The 21,342-nt window shown below is 69.2% G+C and carries 16 protein-coding genes; 12 read left to right on the top strand and 4 right to left on the bottom strand.

What is annotated here, in order from left to right; translation table 11 throughout:
• Nucleotides 1-18: 18 nt before the first annotated feature.
• Together JQX13_RS02635 and JQX13_RS02630 are read right to left on the bottom strand one after the other, a co-directional pair.
• Nucleotides 19-621, bottom strand: a complete 603-nt coding sequence (locus tag JQX13_RS02635) for a short chain dehydrogenase (RefSeq protein ID WP_203407507.1) — start codon at nt 619-621, stop codon at nt 19-21.
• Nucleotides 622-798: 177 nt separating this feature from the next.
• Entirely contained in the window at nt 799-3,096 is a 2,298-nt protein-coding gene (locus JQX13_RS02630) for a nitric-oxide reductase large subunit (protein ID WP_203407506.1), read from the bottom strand.
• Between the two features lie 239 nt (nt 3,097-3,335).
• On the opposite strand from JQX13_RS02630, the gene JQX13_RS02625 reads away from it, so the two are divergent.
• On the top strand, nt 3,336-4,190 hold the full coding sequence (locus tag JQX13_RS02625) for a DMT family transporter (RefSeq protein WP_239014497.1): 855 nt from the start codon (nt 3,336-3,338) through the stop codon (nt 4,188-4,190).
• A gap of 180 nt (nt 4,191-4,370) precedes the next feature.
• The gene (locus JQX13_RS02620) at nt 4,371-4,715 is read left to right on the top strand and encodes a hypothetical protein (protein WP_239014496.1); all 345 of its coding nucleotides are present in this window, start codon (nt 4,371-4,373) and stop codon (nt 4,713-4,715) included.
• Between the two features lie 70 nt (nt 4,716-4,785).
• Here the strand turns inward: JQX13_RS02620 and JQX13_RS02615 are convergent, their stop codons facing one another.
• Entirely contained in the window at nt 4,786-6,075 is a 1,290-nt protein-coding gene (locus tag JQX13_RS02615) for an AAA family ATPase (RefSeq protein ID WP_203407505.1), read from the bottom strand.
• Between the two features lie 115 nt (nt 6,076-6,190).
• Here JQX13_RS02615 and JQX13_RS55230 point away from each other — a divergent pair, with 115 nt between their 5' ends.
• From JQX13_RS55230 to JQX13_RS02585, 7 genes are all read left to right on the top strand, one after another.
• Entirely contained in the window at nt 6,191-6,325 is a 135-nt protein-coding gene (locus JQX13_RS55230) for a hypothetical protein (protein ID WP_275424977.1), read from the top strand.
• 189 nt (nt 6,326-6,514) lie between these two features.
• Nucleotides 6,515-6,763, top strand: coding sequence for a hypothetical protein (locus JQX13_RS02610; protein ID WP_203407504.1), 249 nt, complete (start codon nt 6,515-6,517; stop codon nt 6,761-6,763).
• A gap of 140 nt (nt 6,764-6,903) precedes the next feature.
• Nucleotides 6,904-7,551: an MXAN_6652 family MXYO-CTERM-anchored protein gene (locus JQX13_RS02605; protein ID WP_203407503.1), complete on the top strand. Its 648-nt coding sequence runs from the start codon at nt 6,904-6,906 to the stop codon at nt 7,549-7,551.
• Nucleotides 7,552-7,652: 101 nt separating this feature from the next.
• The gene (locus JQX13_RS02600; RefSeq protein ID WP_239014495.1) at nt 7,653-8,651 is read left to right on the top strand and encodes a hypothetical protein; all 999 of its coding nucleotides are present in this window, start codon (nt 7,653-7,655) and stop codon (nt 8,649-8,651) included.
• 29 nt (nt 8,652-8,680) lie between these two features.
• On the top strand, nt 8,681-10,480 hold the full coding sequence (locus tag JQX13_RS02595; protein WP_203407502.1) for a hypothetical protein: 1,800 nt from the start codon (nt 8,681-8,683) through the stop codon (nt 10,478-10,480).
• Nucleotides 10,481-10,498: 18 nt separating this feature from the next.
• The gene (locus JQX13_RS02590; RefSeq protein WP_203407501.1) at nt 10,499-11,908 is read left to right on the top strand and encodes a DUF1501 domain-containing protein; all 1,410 of its coding nucleotides are present in this window, start codon (nt 10,499-10,501) and stop codon (nt 11,906-11,908) included.
• Nucleotides 11,905-13,278 carry a hypothetical protein gene (locus tag JQX13_RS02585; protein WP_203407500.1) on the top strand — a complete coding sequence of 458 codons (1,374 nt, stop codon included), beginning with the start codon at nt 11,905-11,907 and terminating at the stop codon, nt 13,276-13,278. Before JQX13_RS02590 ends, JQX13_RS02585 begins: the two co-directional genes overlap by 4 nt.
• 54 nt (nt 13,279-13,332) lie before the next feature.
• On the opposite strand, the gene JQX13_RS02580 is transcribed toward JQX13_RS02585, so the two are convergent.
• Nucleotides 13,333-14,667 (bottom strand): amidohydrolase, encoded by a 1,335-nt coding sequence (locus JQX13_RS02580; RefSeq protein ID WP_203407499.1) that lies wholly within the window; start codon nt 14,665-14,667, stop codon nt 13,333-13,335.
• 88 nt (nt 14,668-14,755) lie between these two features.
• Between JQX13_RS02580 and JQX13_RS02575 the strand changes: the two genes are divergently transcribed.
• The 3 genes from JQX13_RS02575 (at nt 14,756) to JQX13_RS02565 (ending at nt 21,301) form a co-directional block, all read left to right on the top strand.
• Complete coding sequence (locus JQX13_RS02575) at nt 14,756-17,176, top strand: serine/threonine-protein kinase (protein ID WP_239014494.1); 2,421 nt, start codon at nt 14,756-14,758, stop codon at nt 17,174-17,176.
• A 321-nt stretch (nt 17,177-17,497) separates the two neighbouring features.
• Nucleotides 17,498-18,115, top strand: a complete 618-nt coding sequence (locus tag JQX13_RS02570; RefSeq protein WP_203407497.1) for a TIGR02265 family protein — start codon at nt 17,498-17,500, stop codon at nt 18,113-18,115.
• Between the two features lie 369 nt (nt 18,116-18,484).
• Nucleotides 18,485-21,301 carry a kelch repeat-containing protein gene (locus JQX13_RS02565; protein WP_239014493.1) on the top strand — a complete coding sequence of 939 codons (2,817 nt, stop codon included), beginning with the start codon at nt 18,485-18,487 and terminating at the stop codon, nt 21,299-21,301.
• Nucleotides 21,302-21,342: the final 41 nt, after the last annotated feature.

The following is a 21,342-nucleotide window of genomic DNA, read 5'->3' as shown; positions in this document are numbered from 1 at the left end:
TCACGAGCCGGCCGGCCCTCAGGCGAACTTGCGTGCGTCGAGCACCTGCCCGTTGCCCTTGCCCTCCACGCTCTCCACGTAGGCACGCGCCACCTGGGCCGCGGGCATCCCCGGCACGTCCTTCATCCCGAGCGCATTCAGCGTCTCGTTCACCCAGGGCGGGCTGACGACGTTGATGCGTACCCCTCGTGGCATCTCCAGCGCCGCCGCGCGCGTGAAGCCCTCGAGCGCCGCGTTGACGAGCGCGATGGCGGAGGTGCCCGGCATCGGCTCCTGCGCGAGCACTCCGCTGGTGAGGGTGATGGAGCCCCCGTCTCGCACGTGCTCGAGCCCGAGCCGCGCGACATTCACCTGGCCCATCAGCTTGTTGCCCAGGCTGAACTGGAAGTCCTCGTCTCCCAGCTGCGTGAGTGGCTTGAAGGCCGCGGAGCCCGTCGCCGAGATGATCACATCCACGGGACCGACGGACCGGAAGAGCTTCAGCAGTGAGTCCTTCGAGGTGATGTCCACGGGATGGGTGCCATGGCTGCGTGCCGCCTTCAGCACTTCGTGCCGTCCCTCGAGCGCCTGCACGATGGCCTGCCCGATGGTCCCCGTCGCGCCAATCACCAGGATTCGCATGTGCCGTCTCCGTGGGTAGGTGTCCGCCGCTTCGACCCGGCACACGCTGGGGGCGATGACCTCGTGTGGCAAATCGCTCCCGTTTCTCTCGTACGCTGGGGAGGCGAGGGGGGTGCTCGGGATTTCCGAGCTGGCCGGTAGACCCTCACCCCGACCCTCTCCCAGCGGGAGAGGGAGTTACTTGCGCAGCACGGCGTGGGCCGGGGCCGCGGCTCCCAGTCGCTCGGGCGCGGGCTGCTTTCCGGGCTCCTCCGCCCGCTCGAGCGACCAGCCCGTCTTCAGCCCCACCACGAACCACGCGAGCAGCAGCGCCCCCACCGCGAAGAGCACGTCCCCGGGCACCCGCAGCCACCTCAGCGTGTCCATCAGCGGCGTCTGCAGGAACTCCGCGCTGCGCGCCCACCACGTCCCCTGCTCGATGGCCGCCTTCGTCTGCAGCACCCCGATGGGCAGCAGCGACAGCACCACCATCAACACCAGGCCCGCGTTGATGCTCCAGAAGGCCCACGCCAGCGGCTTCGTCTTCCACCTCGCCTCCGGCTGCATCATCCGGAACGAGAAGAGCATCAGCGCGATGCCCAGCATGCCGTACACCCCGAAGAGCGCCGTGTGGCCGTGCAGCGGCGTCAGGTTGAGGCCCTGCATGTAGTAGAGCGCGATCGGCGGGTTGATGAGGAAGCCGAACAGCCCCGCGCCCACCAGGTTCCAGAACGCCACCCCGATGAAGAACAGGATGGGCCAGCGGTACTGCGCCATCCACCCCCGCAGCCGCGACAGACGGATGTGGCTCCACACCTCGCGGCCCACCAGCACCAGCGGCACCACCTCCAGCGCGCTGAACGTCGCGCCCAGCGCCATCGCCGCCGACGGCGTCCCCGAGAAGTACAGGTGGTGGAACGTGCCGATGATGCCGCTGCTCAGGAAGAGAATCGTCGAGGAGAGCACCGCGGGCACCGCCGTGCGCGTCGACAGCACCCCCATCCGCGTGAAGAGGAACGCCATCACCACCGTGGCGAACACCTCGAAGAAGCCCTCCACCCACAGGTGCACCACCCACCAGCGCCAGTACTCCACCATGCCCATGTGGCTGCGCTGCCCGTACATCAGGCCCGCTCCATAGAAGGACGCGATGGCCATCGAGGAGATGACGAAGAGCACCAGCAGCGGCCGGCCCTCCGACGGCTTCCTCAGCGCCGGCCACACCGCCCGCGCCGTGAGGAACAGCCACACGAACAGGCCCACGAAGAGGAAGATCTGCCAGAAGCGGCCCAGGTCCACGTACTCCCAGCCCTGGTGGCCGAACCAGTACCAATAATCCCCGTTGCCCATGCGCTGCTGCACCGAGGCCCACTGCCCGAAGAGCGCCCCGACCACGATGATGAGCAGGCACACGAAGAGGAAGTTGACCCCGAGCCGCTGATACTTCGGCTCCACTCCGCTCACCGCCGGGCCCACGAAGAGGCCCGTGGCCAGCCACGCCGTGGCAATCCAGAAGATGCCCAGCTGCGTGTGCCAGCTGCGCGTCACCGCGTAGGGCAGGTACTTCGCCAGTGGCACGCCGTAGAAGCCCGCCCCCTCCACGCCGAAGTGCGCCGTCACTCCGCCCAAACCCACCTGCGCCAGGAAGAGCGCCACCACCACCAGGAAGTACTTGCCCGTGGCCTTCTGGCTCGGGGTGAGCTGGAGGCCGGAGAACGGATCCTTCTCGGGCAGCGGCTGCTCCTCGTCCTCCTTCTTGCCGCTCAGGTACCAGACGAGCCCGCCCACTCCGGCGAGCAGCAGCACCACCGACGCCATGCTCCACAGCGTCATGCCGGCCGTGGGCTGGTTGCCCACGAGCGGCTCGTGCGGCCAGTTCTGCGTATAGCTGACGGTGTCTCCGGGCCGCGTCGTCGAGGCCACCCAGCTCGTCCACCAGAAGAAGGCCGCCAGGTCCTTCAGCTTCTCGGGATTCGTGAGGGCGCCCTCGGGGATGGCGTAGGCCGAGCGGCCCTTCGCGAAGACGTCCGCGTAGTGCGCGGCGTTGTCCCGCATCGCCTCGGCGCGCTCGGGGGCCAGCGTCACCGTGCCCGTGCTCGCGTCATACGTGTTGGTGCGCATCAGCGCGGTGAGCCGCTCGCGCAGGGCCGCCTGCTTCTCGGCCGGGGCCTGGGCATAGGCGGTGCTGCCCTCGGCTCGCGCCCAGGTGTCCAGCACGAAGGTGGCCTCGCGGTGCAGCCAGTCCGCGCTCCAGTCCGGCGCCACGTACGCGCCGTGGCCCCACACCGAGCCCACCTGCTGGCCTCCAATGGACTGCCACACGTTCTGCCCACGCATGATGGACTCGCCCGTGAGCAGCACCGTGCCCTCCGTCGTCATCACCTTCTCGGGGATGGGTGGCAGCGTGCGCGAGATGCGGACTCCCTGGCCTCCCAGCACCAGGAAGGAAAGGAGGACGACGAGGCCTAGGCCGAGCCAGAGCTTGCGGTGTTGCATGACCGGGGGCTCCTCAAAGGAGGGTGTCAGTGGGTTGGGGCCTCCCAGAGCAAGCCCCGTTCCAGGCCCCTTCCCCCGAGCCCTCACGCTCCGTGCGCGCAAGCGGTGCGTTCGCGGGGTTGAAGCCCCGCAAACCATGCATCTGGCATGCATGGTTGAAGGAGGGCGGGCGAGCAGGCGTCGGGGAGGTAGGGTGCGTGGGGTGGGCGCCCGCTCCGCGCTCATTCCCTGGAGAAGCGTTGAGCCCTGTCGCGCTGGTGTTGGTGCTGTCGTCCGCGTTCTTCCATGCGCTGTGGAACGCGCTCCTCAAGCGTCACGAGGACCCCGAGTCCGCCGTGGTGGGCGTCATCGCCGTCACCGTGGTGTGCGGAGGGCTGTGGGCGCTCGGCCTTCAGGGCGCGGCGTTCCCCACGTCCGGGGCCCTGCTCTGGTCGCTCGTGGCCGGCGTGCTGGAGAGCGGGTACCTGGTCACGCTCACGCGGGCGCTGCGCCGGGCTCCGCTGGGGCTCGCGTACACGGTGTCTCGCGGTGGGGCGCTGCTGCTCGTGTGGCCCGTGTCCGTGCTGTGGTTGGGCGAGCAGCTCACGCCCTGGTCCGTGGCTGGCGCGGCCACCGTGGCCCTGGGCATGGCGGGGATGAACCTCGTGCTGCCGCGGGGCGCGGTGGGCGAGGGCGTGCTCTGGGCCATCGTGTGTGCCGCGTGCATCGCCGGGTTCAACCTCAGCTACAAGCGGGCCCTCGGCGCGGGCGCGCAGCCTCCGGCCCTCTTCACCCTGTCGCTCGGCGTGGCCCTTCCCCTGCTCGTCCTCATGCGCCGCCGGGAAGAGGCGGGTTGGGGCGCGCTGGCCCGCAAGGTGATGACCCGGCCCCTGCTGCTCGTCACCGCCGGCGTCCTGTGCACGCTGTCCTTCTCGTTGCTGCTCATCGCACTCGTGAGCAGTGGGACAGGGGCCGTGCTCACCCTGCGCAATACGTCCATCGCGTTCGCGCTGGGGCTCGGTGCGCTCCAGGGAGAGCGGATGGGACGGCGGCAGCTCGTCGGCGCCGGGCTGGTGATGCTCGGGGCCGTGATGTTGGGGGGGCCACGGACTTGAAACCGGGACTTCCCTCCGTCCCCCTCTCCGTGCAAGCGTTCCTCCAACGGAACAGCGAGAGCCCCTTCATCAATGACCCAGTCTTCTTCGTGGCGTCGCCCAGGTTCGACCGGAGAGATTCCCGCCGTTCCGAATCAGGTCTTCCGGAACGAGCATTTCACCGTCTATGTCGATGAGCGGATGCGCCTCGTCCGCACCGTTCGCAGCGACAAGCCGTTCGCCTCGATGTCGGAGTTCGATCGCGTCTTCATGGAGCTCGGCGAGGCCCTGGATCGTCTGGACCGGGCCCGGTATGTGATCATCGCCGATATGCGGGCCGCTCCGGGCCGGAACGATCCCGAGTTCGAAGCCGGCATCCTTCGCATGCGCCCGCGCTGGCTCGGAGGCTTTCGAAAAGTGGGCGTGCTCGTCCAGACGACGGTCGGAATGATGCAGATCCAGCGCTACGCCCGGCACGATGGCATCAAGCGCCTGGTGACGACCGACGAGGAGGAGATCCATCGTTACTTCTCGCAGGCGGATTGAACCCGGGGCGCGGGGTACCCTCACCCCGACCCTCTCCCGGAGGGCGAGGGAGGGCACCCGCGGACAGCCCTCACTTGCGCTTCGTGCGGCTCGCGGCCTTGGTGGCGCGCTGCTTCTTCTCCGGCGCGGGCGGCTTCTGGCGCGGCGCGGGGCCCCTGGTGGGCTTGCCCTTCCTGTCGAAGAACGCGTCGAAGATCTCACTGCCCGTCAGCCAGGAGGGGGAGGCGGGTGCCTGGGCGACGTAGACGTTGCCCTCCTCGTCCAGACGGAGCACGAGCACCTCGTCCTGCTCCAGCCCCGGCAACAGCATCGCGGAGTGGGTCGTGGCGACGAACTGGAGCCGGGGGAAGACCGCCTTCAGCGCGGGCACGAGCGCGGCCTGCCAACGCGGGTGCAGGTGCAGGTCGAGCTCGTCCACGAGCACGAGCCCCTCCATCTTCTCGGGTGGCACCGGCTTGCCCGCCTCAAGCAGGATGTGGCCGATGAGGTCCGCGAGCCAGGCGATCGCTCCCTGGTACCCGTGGGACAGCCACGTGGCCGGAATCTGGATGCGCTTGCCGCCCTGATCGAGCTCGAAGCGGTGGGCTTCCAGCAGATCCTGCCGGGTCCGCACGACGCCATGGCTCTGGAGCTCCAGGTCCACGACGCCCGGCAGGAGGTTGCCCTGCAGGAGCACCTGCTTGAGCACCCGGGTGTAGGCCTTCGCCTGGGCCGGCTCGAAGAAGTCGGCGAAACCCGTGGCGACCGGACGGCCCTGATCGAAGAGGTTCACCAGGCGCTGCTTGATGGGATCCGTGAGGCCCTCGCCCTGGATGGCATTGGGGCGGGGCAGGGCCCTCGCCGTGCCGTAGCCCGCGACGAACCACCCCGGCAGCTGCGTCCGGCGCGCCTCACGGATGGGGTCGAAGACCTGCGTGTGCTCGACGCCCACGTAGCGGGAGCTGCCGACGAGCTCGCGCCAGGTGTTCTTGGCCGCGATCGAGCTGCGCACGTAGGGCGGGAGCGAGTGCTTGTGCTCCAGGCCCGGGTAGCTCCGGGCCCTGTGGCCTTCCTGTCCGAAGGTGAACTCGGCGCCGATCAGCATCAGCTCGGTGGAGGGCTGGCGCCGGTCCGGCAGGGCGGTGACGTCCGCGAGCTCGCTGCCCAGTGAGGAGCCGCTCGCGGCGAGCGCGATGGCCTGGAGGATGGCTGTCTTTCCCAGCCCGTTCTCCCCGACGAAGACGGTCCATGGCCGGATCTCCCCATCCGCGCGGGTGAAGGAGATGGCGACATCCCTCAGGAGCTTGAGGTTCTGGAGCGTGAGGCTGCGCAGGTACATGCGGAGGGCCGGCGGGTGTGAACGGGGTCCGGCAACCACCATACCCTCACCCGACCGACTTGTGGGCATCCCAGAGAATCTGGAACGTCCGGGTGTGGACCGCGGGCTCTTCACTCGCCGCGTGGGCTGGGTTCTACAATCCCCGCGACCCCGGTCCTTGCGCAACTTCGAGGGCATGTTGCCGGTGCCCCCGCACGGCTCCTCCGTTCGCTACTACTTCCTCGTCCAGGACGAGGGCACGCGCTGGGCGGACGACAAGGACTACCGCCTGGAGGTGGAGATGAAGCCCTGACCTTCCCCGCGCCACCCACGGGAGATGCCTACGAGGTGAAGGGCTCCATCTCCCATGGCCTGGGCCGGCTCGTCGGAAATGATCCGACGAAGGGGCAGGGCGTGCGTGGCCCCGCGGACTACGACGCCGTGCCCACCGACGTGGACACCTTCACCTTCTTCTTCCCTCGTCCGAGACGGTGGAACCAAGGTGACGGTTCAGCCCTATGCCTGCGCCTGTCTGGAGCCGCGCTTCCTCAAAGGCGGCATCCTCGAGGTGGCCGTGAGCGGCGTGGAGCGCACGGATTACGGCGCGGCCGGGTACACGCTGCGCACCGCGCACACCCGCTATCCGAAGACGTACTCCAGGCCCGACGGGGGCACCGCCTCCTGTCCGGAGGGGGGCATGACCGAGGATGGCGGAACGGTGGCGGTCTGCGACTTCACCCGGCAGCCGTGAGACGGAGAGTTACGGCCACAGCGATCTTCTTCGCTCCCACGGTTGGCGTCACGGAGTTGTGTCCTACGCGGTGTGTCAGGGGGTCATGGGAGGACGGGGAAAAGCGAGTTAAAAAGAGAACCTTCACTCATGGAGGTCGTATGAAGTTCTCGTCGTACGGTGCTGCTGGAGTGCTCTCGCTGTGCCTGCTGTCCTCCCCGGCCCTTGCCAATTCCACCGGCATGACCGGCTACTCGGGCAAGACCTCAACGCAGACCTGCTCCTTCTGCCACACGGGTGGTTCCGCGCCCACGGTGGAGATCGAGGGTCCCACGTCGATCGCAGCGGGTGCGACGCAGGTGTACAAGCTCATCATCCGTGGTGGTCCCGGGCAGAAGGGTGGGTTCAACGTGGCCGTCGACAACGCGGCGGCGTCGCTGCGGGAAAGCACGGGCACGAAAAAGGTGGGGGACGAGCTCACCCACTCCGCGCCGCGGTCCCCTACCAGCGGAGAGATCATCTTCGACTTCCTGCTGGTGGCGCCCCAGACCGGGGGCAAGGTCACGATCTTCGGCGCTGGCAACTCGGTCAACGGTGACGGCAACTCCACCCTGGACGGGGCCGCGACCACGTCGCTGACCGTGAACATCACGGGTGGCTCCTCGGGCGATGGCGATGGCAATGGTGGTGGTGGTGACGGTGGTGGTGACGATGACAACGGTGGTTGCTCCACCACCGGGGGTTCGCCGGTGATGCTGCTCTCCCTGATCGCCGGTGGCATGACGCTGCTCCGCCGTCGTCGCGACTGAGTCTTGCGTGGTTCTTCCCTCCTTCCGTGTCCGCGAGACCGGAAGGAGGGTCATTTTGAAGTAGAATCAAGCGGTCTGTCTCCCCTGCACCCGAGTCTCCCGTGCCGCTTCCCCTCCGCTCGCGCCACCTGTTCCAGTCGTTCCCTCGAGTCTGCTGCGGCATCCTCTCCGCGCTGCTGGTGTTCGCCGCTCCGGTGAGCCAGGCCGCTCCGTCCAGGTCATCCAAGACATCGAAGGCATCGAGGTCGTCCAAGGCGAAGACGAGCGCGTCCAAGAAGTCCTCGGCCGCGCAGCCGGAGGAATCTCCTCTCGCGCCCTTGCCCGGGCCCGCCACGGAGGCGAAGGCCGCCGAGGAGCCCGCTCCCATCGTGGCGTCCAAGCCGGCCCTGGAGGCGAAGGCCGCCCCGGCGCTCCGGCCCGCTCCGGCGCCTCGTTCCACTTCCGCGGCACGTGCTTCCTCGCCAGCGGCCTCGGCCGCTTCCGGCCCGATGCGCATCGGCGTGGGGCCGGACCTCTTCCTGGAGAGCGCGCGGATGAATGGCTCGCAGGGCATCAACACCTCGCTCCGGGACGAGTCCTTCGAATACTCGAGCGCGGGCTTCCTGTCGGCCACGGCCTGGCTGACCACGCCGGTGCCCTCGGTGAGCGAGCGGCTGCGGGTGGGCGGTGGCCTGCGCATCTTCGGCAACTACGCCGCGGGCGGAGGACGGCAGTTCGGCTTCGGCATTCTGAACGAGGTATTCGCCTCCGGGGAGTACGGCCTGCCGGTGGCCGACAAGACGGAGGTCGTCTTCGGGGGGCGCGCGGGGCTGTCCTTCCTGGTGCCCGGCCGTGAGTTCTCGGCGGAGATCCACCGGCTCCAGGAGCAGGGCGTGAGCGTGTGGAGCGTGCCGCGCGTGGGCTGGCTGCTGGGTCCCTCCGTGGGAGGGCGGCGGCGGATGTCCGAGCGCATCTGGCTGCGCGCGGACGTGCTCGCGCAGGTGGAGCAGCAGTACCTCTTCGCCACGAGCCAGGAGATCTCCGGGCTCGATTTCAACAAGAACTGGAGCACCATGGCCCTCCGCCTGGGTCTCTCCCTCGGGGCCGAGTTCTCGCTCTGAGTCCCTCCACCTTCCGCAGGGAGTCGCGCATGGCCGTGTCTCGGACGCTCTTCCTCCCCGTGCTCGCGGTGTTGGCCGCGTGCCAGCCCACGTACACCTTCGAGCCGGAGCAGGTGGCCGCCGGTCCCGGGGGCATGGTGGGCAATGGGGATCCCATCACGTCGGGCAACTTCTCGGGCGGGGATGACGTGCTGCCCGCGGCGCGCCCGGTCTCGACGCTGCCCAACGACACGCGCCCGCCGGACTGTGACGCGGACTGCGTGAAGTACTGCAACGAGGCAGGTCTGCAGAACCCCGTCAACCGCGGGCTGTGCCGCAGCCTGTGGGGCGTGGGGCTGTCCAGCCGTCCCATCGTCCAGGCCGAGGCCTGCCGCCGGCTCTTCGTGGACATGCTCGGGCGCGTGCCCACGGCCGACGAGGCCGAGTCCACGTGCTCGGGCGGGTGGGGCGCCACGGTGAAGCGGCTGATGGACAGCGACGAGTTCATCCTCGTCCAGCAGCGCCGCGCCGCGGACCGCTTCCTCTACAGCAACGAGGTGACGAGCCTCCAGGCCATCTACGACATGGATCGGCTGGTGGCGAAGCTGTACCGCGGGCTGGTGCCGTATGACCTGTTCGCGGCGGTGGTGAGCGCCCATCCGGTGTTCACCCGCCGCTACGCGGATCCGGGCGACAAGGCCGAGGCGCTCTTCACCCAGTTCCTGGGCCGCCCGCCCTTCGAGCATGAGCGCGCGGACATGGCGCGCCTCTACAAGCTGTGGCACTCGGGCTACTACGACCATCCGCAGCTGGGGATGCGCCTGCCGGACGCCTTCATCCGCTTCCGCTGCCTGGATGACACCGGGGCCGTGGACGAGGTGTCCCGAGGCGAGTGCGCCAGCGTGCTGTGGGGCTACAACGAGGTCATCTTCACGCCGGACCTGCGCGCCGCGCGCGACCCGAACCTGAGGGAGCTGACGTTGTGGAGCGGTCTGCTCTCCGGTGAGGAGTGGGCGCAGCTCCAGACGCCGGGTCGCATCGTCGCGGGCCAGCTGGACTTCTGGGAGCGCGCGGTGGACGACGTGCTCATGCAGTACCTGGGGTATGAGCTGTCCGCGAAGGTTCCCGAGGTGCGCGAGGAACTGGTGCGCTGGGTGCTGCGGAACAACGGGGACATCCGCTCGGTGCACTACGCGGTGGCCACCTCCGCGGCCTACCTCCAGTCCGCCGAGGGGGCCTCGTCCAACGCCTACCGGTGGACGTACGGCCCGCTCAAGCAGGTGGACGCGGAGGTGTGGATCGACTCCATGGCCCGCAACACGGGCCTCGAGCTGTCCGGGTGCGACCACCGCATCAGCCAGCCGGAGGCGCTGCTGAACTCGGGCAGTGTCGCCGCCTACCGGGTGCTGCAGGAGTCGCGCTGGAAGATGGACGAGAAGGGCGAGGTGGACGAGCGCTACTCGGAGGTGGCTCGCACCCTGGGAGGCTGCCCGGAGAACGTGGTGGGCGGACGCTTCCGCGTGGTGAGCATCCTCACCACCGCCACCCAGCTCTCCTTCGTGCAGACGCTGTGCAACCCCACGCTGGACCCGGCGGTGAAGGGCGCGGCGGCGGTGGAGAAGCTGCTTCCCGCGAGCGTGGGCCCGAGCCGCGCGGTGAACGCGGACGTGGCCGAGGAGATCGCCACCCACCAGTACCGGCTGTTGCTCGGCCGTTCGCCGGATGACACGGAGCGGGCCGAGGCCCGCGAGGCCGGTACGGCGTGTGCCCTCACCCTGTGCTCGGCGGAGGATTTCGCCCGGCCCTTCTGCTTCGCGCTGCTGTCGAGCGCGGAGCGCGTCTTCTACTAGCCCACGGAGCCCTCTCCCATGTCCGACTCCGATGACACGAAGTCCGTCACCTTCGGCCGCCGCCGGCTGCTGCAGGGGCTGGGCGCTGGTACCGCCGCGCTGGCCTTTCCCCACCTGTGGCTGCCGCGTGAGGCCCGTGCCCAGACGGCCGGGCACGGCACCGTGCGCCACCTCATCTACATCCGCCTGTCCGGCGGCTTCCGCTTCACCACCGCCTTCAACGGCGACGTGGCCGACGAGTTCAACCCCTTTGGCAAGGCGAACCCCGCGTCCGGCACCGAGTGGGGTGTGGGCAAGCTGCTGGAGCGCGCGGGGTGGCTGGACGGGGAGGAAGGCAAGCCGCGCCGCGACCTGGGCATGAAGCCGGTGACGGACTTCACCAATGAAATCTGCGTGCTGCCGTGCGTGGACCACGAGCCCTTCTCGGCGCGCGCGGATGGTGGCCACGGCACGGGCCTGGAGCGCTTCCTCACGGGCTACGTGGGCGGGGCCACCGGCTTCCTGACGTACGTCAACTACGGGGTGCGCGAGCGTGTGAAGGAGGCGGCCTCGCGGGGCGTCACCCTGCTGCCGGCCTTCAGCCTGGGCGAGGCGGGCATGGCCACGGGCTCGCCCGAATACGCCACCTACCGGCCGCCGGTGCTGGAGGGCAGCAACTTCCAGGGCTTCAGCGTGGACCCGGACTCGAGCCTGCCGGAGTGGGCTCGCACCATCGCCACGAAGATGGACGCCCGCTTCCGGGACAGGCTCCACACGGCGCTGCAAGGGAGTGTGGAGACGTACCAGCAGACGCGCAAGGCCACGAGCGACTACGGGAAGATCTTCCGCGACCCGATGCTCCGGGTGAGCACCGATAGCAATGACGTGGTGGACGGCATCTCCAACAAGGAGCTGCGGACGCTGCTGGGCACGGACACCACGGGCCAGCGGGCGGCGCTCGCGCTGCGCCTCTTCCATTTCGGCTGCCCGGCGGTGTTCCTCAACCAGGGGGGCTACGACTTCCACTCGCGCGAGGACGCCGAGCTCCCGGGCGAGATGGAGGCCGCCAACCGGCTGGTGAGTGGCCTGCGCACGGCCCTCCAGCGGATGCAGCACCCCGAGGGCGGCTCGTACTGGGACAAGACGCTGGTGGTGCTCGGCAGCGAGTTCGGCCGCACCACGGGTGGCAGCCGCTTCAACTCCGCCAACGGTAGCGACCACGGCCCCGACCTGGCCACCCGGTGGATGTCCATGCCCTTCATGGGCGGCGTCATCTCCGCCGCTGGCAAGGGCGGCAAGAGCCTGGGCTCGGTGAACCGCTCGAACCTCAAGGCCACCGGTCAGGTGTACTCCTACCGCTCGGTGCTCAAGACGATGTTGGACCTGCTCGGTGCCGACCACCAGGGCATCTTCCCCGCGGACGCTCCCATCCAGGACTTCTTCGCATGAAGCGCTCCCTTCTCGTTGCCTCCCTCGGTGCCCTGACGCTGGCCTGTGGCTCCTCCGGTCCCAACACGCAGGACCCGGGCTCCATCCCCTTCGAGCCGAATCGCCCCACGCCGGGCACGTCCACGGACGTGGTGCCGTACACGGGCTCGGACGTGGACGTGCTGGCGGCGCAGCTGACGTACCCCACGGGGATCGACCTGCACCGCAAGCTGGTGATGCGCACGTGCAGCGGCAGCAATGGCGTGTGCCATAACCAGAAGGAGTACCCGGACCTGCACACGCCGGGCACCTTCGTGGCCTCCATCAACGCCCCGTGCAACGTGCAGTCCGGAAACCCGACGGGCGTGTTCGACCGGTGCGAGCGCCTGGGCGACCGCTTCCGCTTCGCAGAGCAGACCTTCAAGGAGATCGAAATCGGCTGGTTCGAGCTCGTCCCCGGCGAGACGCCGCAGTTCGACAACGGGGCGCGGCCGGACGCCAGCACCGTGGGCCTGCACCTGTACCTGCACGATCCCGTGCCCGTGAAGGAGGAGCGCCTCAACGCCACGGGTACCTTCATCCGCACCTTCGTCAACGGCCAGGGCAACGTGCAGGAACTGGCCTTCGCCAGTTACAAGACGACCTGGTGGGTGCTCGGCGATGATCGGAAGCACCTGTTCGCCCAGGTGAGCGAGAACCAGCGCGACACCGTGGAGGGCCTGGTGGCCAGCGGCATCGTGCAGGGCGACCAGAACCGCAACGGCACCTTTGGTGCGCGCGTCCCCGGCAACACCGTGCCGCTCATCAAGCCGGGCAAGCCCGAGGAAAGCTACCTGGTGGCGCGCCTGCGTGGGTACATGGCCGACCAGACGGTCCCCGGGACGCGCATGCCGCTGGCCAACCAGCCGCCGAACGTGCCGGACATGCTGGCGCTGATGTGCTTCATCGAGGGGCTCGACTCGAACGCCACGCAGTGGAGCCTGTCCTCGTCCATCGACTACAACAAGTGCACGTACTCGGCGAACCCGTCGGCCCTCAGCCTCGCGGGCTCCGGTGACACGTGGAGCGGGCGCGTGCTGCCCATCCTCCAGTCGAACTGCGGCGGCTGCCACGGGGGTGACAACCCGCAGGGCGGGCTGAACCTGCTCGGCACCTCCCATGAGGTCTACGAGCGCCTGGTGATGAAGCCCTCGAGCCAGAAGCCCTCGCTCAACCTCATCGAGCGCGGCAGCCTGGAGAAGAGCTACCTGTACCTCAAGCTCACCGGCGACGGCAGCATCACCGGCAGCCGCATGCCCATCAACCCGCTCAACGGGAACTCTCCGCTGCCCGACGCCGATCGCCAGTCCATCGAGAACTGGATCCTCCTGGCCGGAGCCGCGGAGAACTGAGGACCCGAGGCCGTCCGCGGGCGTACCAGGCGACGCCCGCGATGGGATGGAGGTTCATGGCCGGTAGCTCTGAATGCGGGACTCGGGCACGCGCTGGGCCAGGCGCTCCATGGTCTTCGCCACTTCGGTGAGGACGCGCTCCTTGTCGATCGTGAGCAGGCGGCGCTCGCGCATGATGACGCGGCCATCGACCATGACGGTGTGCACGTCGCTGGCGCGAGCGCTGTACACCAGCCCGGCCATGAGGTTGTGGGGGGGCTGCCAGTGGGTCCCCCGGGTGTCCACGAGGAGGATGTCCGCCTGGTAGCCGGGCGCGAGCACTCCCAGCCGGTCGCCCATGCCCAGCGCGGCGGCGCTGCCCCGCGTGGCGATGTCGAGCGCCTCATGGAGGGGCATCACCTCGGGGTCGAGCGCCTCGTGCTTCTGCAGCAGGGCCATGAGGCGCAGGCTCTCGAGGATATCGAGGGTGTTGTTGCTGACGGCGCCGTCGGTGGCCAGTCCCACCGGGATACCGGCCTTGCGCAGGGCGCGGATGGGGGCGATGCCCATGACCAGCTTGAGATAGGTCTTGGGCGCGTGGGCGATGCTCACGTTCTCGCGATGGCGGGCGAGCAACTCGAGATCCTGGGGCAGCAGGCCGCAGCCATGGGCGATGAGGGTGGGCACGTCGAGGATGCCGGTGTCCTGGAGCACCTGGATGGGCGTCAGTCCCCGCTTCTGCACGCTGGCGAGCGTCTGGTTCATCTCCTCGGCGGCGTGGATGTGGATGCCGATCCCCAGCCGCGCGGCGTGTTCGGCCGAGGCGCGCAGGAAGCCGTCATCGCAGGTGTAGGGCGCGTGTGGCGCCATGCAGGTGGTGATGCGGCCACCAGCCCCCCCCTTCCAGCGCTCGGCGAAGGCGGCGGTCTCGGCGAGAACCTCGTGGCCGCGGCTGGAGAACACGGCCCACCCGAGATGTGCCCGGGTGCCGGCCTCCTCGACGGCCTGGGCGACCCGGTCCATGAAGAAGTAGTGGTCGGCCACCGTGGTGACGCCCCCTTCGATCATCTCGATGAGGCCCAGCTGCGCGCCCCAGTAGACATCCTCCTCGGTGAGGTTGCTCTCCAGCGGCCAGATGAATTCGTTGAACCAGCGAGCGATGGGCACGTCCTCGGCCAGTCCCCGGAAGAGCACCATGGGGACGTGGGCGTGCGTGTTGATGAGCCCGGGCATGGCGAGCATCCGGTTCGCCTCGAGCACGGTGACGCCGGGCTCGATGGGGCTCCCGGTGGGGCGGAGCTCCGCGATGCGGTTGCCGCGGACCAGGATGTCCTGGTGGCGGGCGAGGGTGAGCGAACCGCTCGGGTCCGGTACGAGCGCGTGACAGTCGCGGATGCAGGTATCCGTCATCGAGGGTCTCTCTTTCGTCGAACGCCCGAGAGTATCGTACCCGGGTGAATGGCGGGGCAGGGGGGGGGCGGGTTACATTGCAGGCGCCGTGCCCGACAATCGTCCACTGTCCGATTCCGCCCCCGATGAGGGCGACCGCACCGTCATTCGCGCCACCACGGATTCGACTCCACCCAGGGAGTCCCCGTCCGGGCCTCTGTTCGCCGGGCGGTATGCCCTGCTGCGCATGCTCGGCCGCGGTGGCATGGGGACGGTCTATCAGGCACGCGACAGTCTCGTGGGCGACGTGGTGGCACTCAAGAGGCTGGAGCTCGGCGAGGACGCCGGCCCGGACGCGATCGAGCGCTTCAGCCGCGAGGTCCGCCTGGCGCGTCGCATCACCCACCCCCACGTGGCGCGGATGCATGACCTGGGCACCCACGAGGGCCAGACCTTCCTCACCATGGAGTTCGTGGAGGGGGAGGATCTCCGCACGCTGCTCGCCCGCGAGCGCCCGTTGACCGCGCCTCGCGCCGCCCGCCTCGCCCTGGCCGTCTGCGAGGGGCTGGCCGCGGCCCATGCCGCCGGGGTGGTGCACAGGGATCTCAAGCCGGCCAACATCCTCGTCGAGTCCGGCGGGCGCGTCGTGCTCACCGACTTCGGCATCGCCCGCGCGCTGGCGGGGGAGCTCGCCTCGCGCACCATGGGGGCCGTTGGCACGCCCATGTACATGGCGCCGGAGCAGGTGTCGGGAGAGCCGGTGGACGCCCGCGCGGATGTCTACGCGGTGGGGCTGTTGCTGTTCGAGATGCTCACGGGCGAGGTGCCCTTCACCGGTGAGACGCCGTGGGCCGCCGCCATGGCCCGCCTGCGCCAGTCTCCGCCGGACCTGCGGCAGCGCGCCAACGTCCCTCCGCCCCTCGCCGAGCTGGTGCACCGCTGTCTGGGGCGCGCTCCGGATGAGCGGCCCGCGAGCGCGCTCGAGGTGGCCGGGGTGCTGCGCGACTGGCTCGTCAGCGTGGGGGAGCCCACCTTGTCGGGTCCGCCCATCCCGGCACCCGTGACGGGAGCTCATGCCCCCGCGTCCGTCTCCCACGCCTCCACGACGCGCACCTCGCCCCGCAGCACCACGCCGACGGTGAAGCAGGGGGTGGCGCTCCTGCCCCTGCGCTTCCAGGGCCCGCGCGATTCCGAGTTCCTGGGGGACTCGTTGACGGAGGCGCTCATCGACCAGCTCTCCCGTGCCCGCGGGCTGCGCGTGCCCGGCAGTGGGGTGACGGCGCGCTTCCGTGAGGCACGAGACCCACGGGCCGTGGGGCGCGAGCTCGGAGTGGAATTGGTGGTGGACGGGACGGTGCAGAGCGCGGGCCCGGCGGTGCGCGTCTCCATCCGGTTGCTCGAGGCCCAGTCCGGCACCCAGCTGTGGAGCGGCCGGTTCGAGCACGCCTCCAACGATGCCTTCGAGCTGCAGGATCGGCTGGTGCCGCGCATCGCCGAGGAGCTGCGCGGTGAGGTGGTGCTCGCGGGTTGGCGCGCGAGCACCCCGCCCGAGGCGCTGGCGCTCTACCGGCAGGCGAACACCCTGATCCATGGGGCCTTCCGGGGGCACCACGACAGGGAGCCGCTGGCGCTGCTCGACACGTGTCTGGAGCTGGTGCCGGACTTCTCGCCCGCCATCGCGCTCCATGCCATCGCGAGCCTGCGTACGTGGTTCATGAGCATGAAGGACTCCTCGCGAGACGATGCCGCGACCGCGCGCGCCAGTGTCGAGCGGGCCCTGCGTCTGGCGCCGGCGATGGCCGAGACACACCTGGCGCGGGCGATGCTCGCCGCCCAGCAGGATGACTGGCACTCGGCGGTGACGGCGCTTCGCACGGGCCTGGACATCGCGCCCTGGCATGCGCCGACGCTCGAGTACCTGGGCAACATGCAGTGCGAGGCGGGCCGCGCGGACGAGGGGCTCGTGCGGCTGCGGCTGGCCTATGATCTGTCTCCCTCGCTGGTGACGGCGCTGTTCGAGCTCGCCCGTTGCAGTGCCCTGCGCGGGAAGATGGAGGACTACCGGTGGGCGCTGGAGCGGCTGGCCGCGTCGCCAGCGCACCGGACGGCGGCGGAGTCGCTGCGGGCCCGCGTCGCCGGGTGGACCCGGGATGAGGAGACGCTGCGACGGTGCGGGGCCGCGGTGGCGGAAGAGTCGGACTTCGTCTCCCGCATCACGGGCCTCTATGTCTCCGCGGTGCTCGGCGAGGTGCGGGCACTCGATTTCGTTCCCATGTTCGACGAGTCGATCTCCCAGGCGAACAGCCCGCGTTTCGCCTCGTTGATGTGCCAGATCTCCACGGAGGTCCTCGGTCTCTGCGGCCATGCGGAGCAGGCGCTGGGCTACTTCCGCCGGGCCGCGGACACGGCGCTCATCGACCTGGAGTGGATCGACCACTGCCCGGCGCTCCAGCCGCTGCGTGTGCTGCCGGGCTTCGCGGAGGGGCGGCGCAAGGTGCGCGCCCGCGTCGAGGCCCTCTGGAGCGTGTGAGGGGGCTCGAGCGGAAGAGCGCCAGGAAGAGGGCGGTGGGGCGGGCGCACAGGAGCACCAGGAACACCTTGATACCGGTGATCAGTGGCTCGCCCTGGGCCGTGCCCCACATCCCCCTCCCACCCGCGGCCCAGGGACTCCATCCAGAGCGCTCCCTCCCTCGCTCGCATGGGCGCATTCTCGCGCTCCCCCAGTACGGGAGCCTTCTCCCCGAGTGGTCGCGGCTCGACCAATGCCGCTCCGGCTACGTGCCGCCCCTTACCAGAGTTCGCGGCACCGGGTAGCCTTGTACCGGGAGCTATCGTCGTAAGAGGGATGTACATGGAAAAACCGGCCACTGCGGACCCGTCACAGCTCGAGCTTGGTACGGAGGAGGAGTTGCGGTGGCGGCTCTCTCTTCTCGCGCCCACGGATCTCATGCGCGGGCTGTTCCTCAACAGCGTGGTGGATGAGGTCCGGCAGCACCTGGGCGAGGATGCCGTGCGGCGCTGCCTGACGGAGATCGGCGAGGAGCGGATCCTCGACTTCTTCAACTACCCCCATCACACGTACATGCGGCTGCTCTACATGGCGGCGCGGCTGCTGAGCGAGAAATACGGCAACTTCGAGAAGGCCGTGTGGGAGCTGGGCTACGCCGCGTGCCGGACCTTCTATGCGTCCGCTGCGGGGCGGGTCCTGTTGTTGATGGCGCAGGGCGACCCCCGGCGGCTCATCAGCAACGTGCCGGCGGCCATGGAGGCGGCGTCGCGGAACTCGGAGTGCAAGGCGACGCTGACGGGCCCCAGGAGCGGCGTCATCATCAAGCATGACCTCATGCCCCGGCAGTGGATCGAAGCGGGCTTCCTGTCCCTGTTCCACACCGCCAACGTGAAGGGGGCCAAGGTGGTCTCCCGGCCCCTGGGTCCCACCGAAAACGAGTATGTGATTACCTGGGAGTGAAGGGGGGTGTAAGGCCAGACATGACACGGCCCCCGCTCATCGCATGAATGTGGCCGCCACACGTGGGCGCACATCAGGCGCCTTTTCGCAAGGTCCACATGCCCGGCGTTGAACGGCAGTCCACGCTGGGAGGCGGGGTTGCGTCGCCAAGGCGATATTCCGACATTGCATAGATAGCAGTCTTGAAAGATTGATTTTATTTTTCGAGTGCTCCCGGTGTAAAAATACATCCGCCCGTCTTGTACCGGACGTATTACGGCCAGGAGCGGGAGTGCCGAGAACGCGCGGTGAGGTCAGACCTCACTGCCATCGTCGCAAAGCGTCTCGAAGGAGAGAGCGATGCGTCTGAACATAGGGGAGGGGGTACGGATGCCGTCTGATACCCACGAGAAGAGTTGGAGTGGTTTCCGCAGCCGGACGTTGATGGCCCTGAGCGTGCTGTTGCTCGCGGCCTGCGGCGGCGGAGCGCCATCGAGTTCGGAGGGTGCGAGCCAGGAGTCGAGGTCGGCGGTGCCGCCCTCGGCCGTGAGCACGCGCCCGCAGGGCCTTGGCAGCAGCAACAAGGTCCTCGTCCTGGCCGGTACGGTCACCGATGGTGAATACAGTGTCGAGGCGCAGGCCGCCTTGAGCCTGGGCTACGCGGTGGAGGTCGTCTCCGACGCGGAGTGGGCCGCGAAGACCTCGGCGGACTTCGCCACCTATCGCGCCATCATCCTGGGGGACCCCACGTGCAGCACCAGCCCGAGCCTGATCTCCGTGGTCGAGGAGACCCGCGAGATCTGGGGCCCGGTGGTCGACGGTAACGTCATCGTCGTGGGAACCGACCCCGTGTACCACGCGGCGGATCTGTTCTCCCAGAACTCCGTCAAGTTCGCCGCCGCTCAGGAGGGCAAGACGGGTGCCTATATCAACCTGAGCTGCTACTACCACGGGACCGCGGCCAACACGGTGGTGCCGGTGCTCGAGCCGTTCGGCACCTTCACCGTGACGGGCGTGGGCTGCTACGACAACGCCCACATCGTGGCCACCCACGCGGCCCTCGATGGCGTGACGGACGCGCAACTCTCCAACTGGAGCTGCTCCGTTCACGAGGCCTTCGACTCCTTCCCGGCCGCCAACTTCACCCCGCTCGTCATCGCGCGTGACCCGACCTACGGCGCGCGCCTGCCGGGCTCCATGGACTTCGCGGACGGCTCGCACGGCGTGCCCTACGTCCTGGCGCGCGGTGCCATCCCCGTGCGTTGCGGCGACGGCGTGATGCAGTACCCCGAGGAGTGCGACACGGGCGCCAGCAACGGCGTGCCCGGCACGGCCTGCTCGTCCGTGTGCCGTCTGCACTGGTGCGGTGACGGCACGCTGGACCCCGGTGAGGAGTGCGACACCGGTGCCTCCAACGGCTCCGGCTCCTGCAGCGCTTCCTGCCGGCTGGTCGCCGTTCCCCGTCCTCCGGTGGCGCTCTGCAAGGATGTCACCGTGTCGGCCGACAGCCTCGTCTGCTCCGTCTCCGGCAGCCTCATCAACATCGACAACGGCTCGTATGACCCGGACGGTGACCTGACGGGCTGCACCCAGTCTCCGAGCAACTTCGCTCTGGGCTCCACCCCGGCGACGCTCACCTGCGTCGACTCGGCGGGCCAGCGGTCCTCCTGCACGGCGACGGTGACCGTCGTCGACACCACGGCTCCGTCCATCACCTGCCCGGCCAACGTGTCGGCCGAGTGCGTCTCGGGCGGTGCGAACGTGGACCCGGGCCAGGCGTACGGCGATGACAACTGCAGCGACGCGACGTACTCCAGCAGCCCCGGCGCCGGCCGCTTCCCGGTGGGCAGCACCCCCGTCACGCACACCGGCAGGGATTCCGCTGGCAACACCGCCACCTGCACCAGCACGGTGACGGTGAGCGATACCCAGGCTCCGGTCGTGACGGTGTCCGGCTACCCCTCCATCACCATGACGTGCGGCAACGCGTACGTCGAGGCCGGCGCCAGGGCCAATGACGCCTGCCAGGGTGACCTGAGCTCCGCGGTGACCGTCTCCGGCTCCGTCAACACCAAGGTCGCGGGCACCTACACCCTCACCTACACGGTGAAGGACGCGGCGGGCCACGTGGGCACCGCCACCCGTACCGTCACCGTGATTCCGGGCCCCTCCGGCGAGTGCGAGGACCGGCACGGCGGCTGGATTCTGACGGGCAGCATGGCCCTGCCGCGCATGCTGCACACCGCCACCCTGCTGGACGACGGCCGGGTGCTGGTGGCCGGTGGTTTCAACACCACCTCGGAGCTGTACAACCCGGAGACCAAGACCTGGTCCGCTACGGGCAACACCCTGGGCGCGCACCGCGGTCACACGGCCACCAAGCTGCAGGATGGCCGCGTGCTCATCACGGGCGGCGGCTCGTGCCCCATCACCGACGCCACCGCGGAGCTGTATGTCCCCGCGATCGGCAAGTGGAAGCCGGCGGGTCAGCTCAACCAGCAGCGCTTCCACCACTCGGCGGTGCTGCTGCCCAACGGCAAGGTGCTGGTGGCCGGTGGTCGCGTCACCGAGTACGACGGCAACGTCTTCGCCTCGGCCGAGCTGTATGATCCGGCCACGGGCTCCTGGACGTACACCGGCAGCATGCAGACGGCGCGCGCCTACCACACCATGACCCTGCTGCCTGGCGGCAAGGTGCTGGTGACGGGCGGCAGCGATGCCTCCGACGCCCTCATCAACTCCGCGGAAATCTACGACCCGGCCTCCGGGACGTGGACGAGCGTGGCGAGCATGGGCGCTGGCCGCTCCTCTCACACGGCCACCCTGCTGCCCAACGGCAAGGTGCTGGTGGCGGGCGGTGCGGGCATCGACGTGGCGCTGAGCTCCTCGGCGGAGCTGTATGACCCGGCGGCCAACACCTGGACGGCCACGGGCAGCATGAAGGAGCCGCGCAAGTGGCACACCGCCAACCTGCTGCCGGACGGCCGTGTGCTGGTGGCTGGTGGCTACCACCAGCTCACGGGCATCATGACCGCCTCCGAGCTGTATGACCCGGCGACGGGCAAGTGGAGCGTCACGGCGTTCATGAACGTGGACCGCTACCGTCACACGGCGACCCTGCTCAACAACGGCACGGTGCTCGCGGTGGGCGGCGTCAGCAACCACGACAACGCGTCGGCCGAGTACTACGACCTGAACGAGCTGTAATCGCTCGGGGACCGGGGGGGCGTCCGTCGCCCTCCCGGTGA

Origin of the sequence: Archangium violaceum (assembly GCF_016859125.1) — a bacterium.
GTDB classification, from domain to species: domain Bacteria; phylum Myxococcota; class Myxococcia; order Myxococcales; family Myxococcaceae; genus Archangium; species Archangium violaceum_A.
This window is presented reverse-complemented; position numbering and strand designations above follow the sequence as displayed.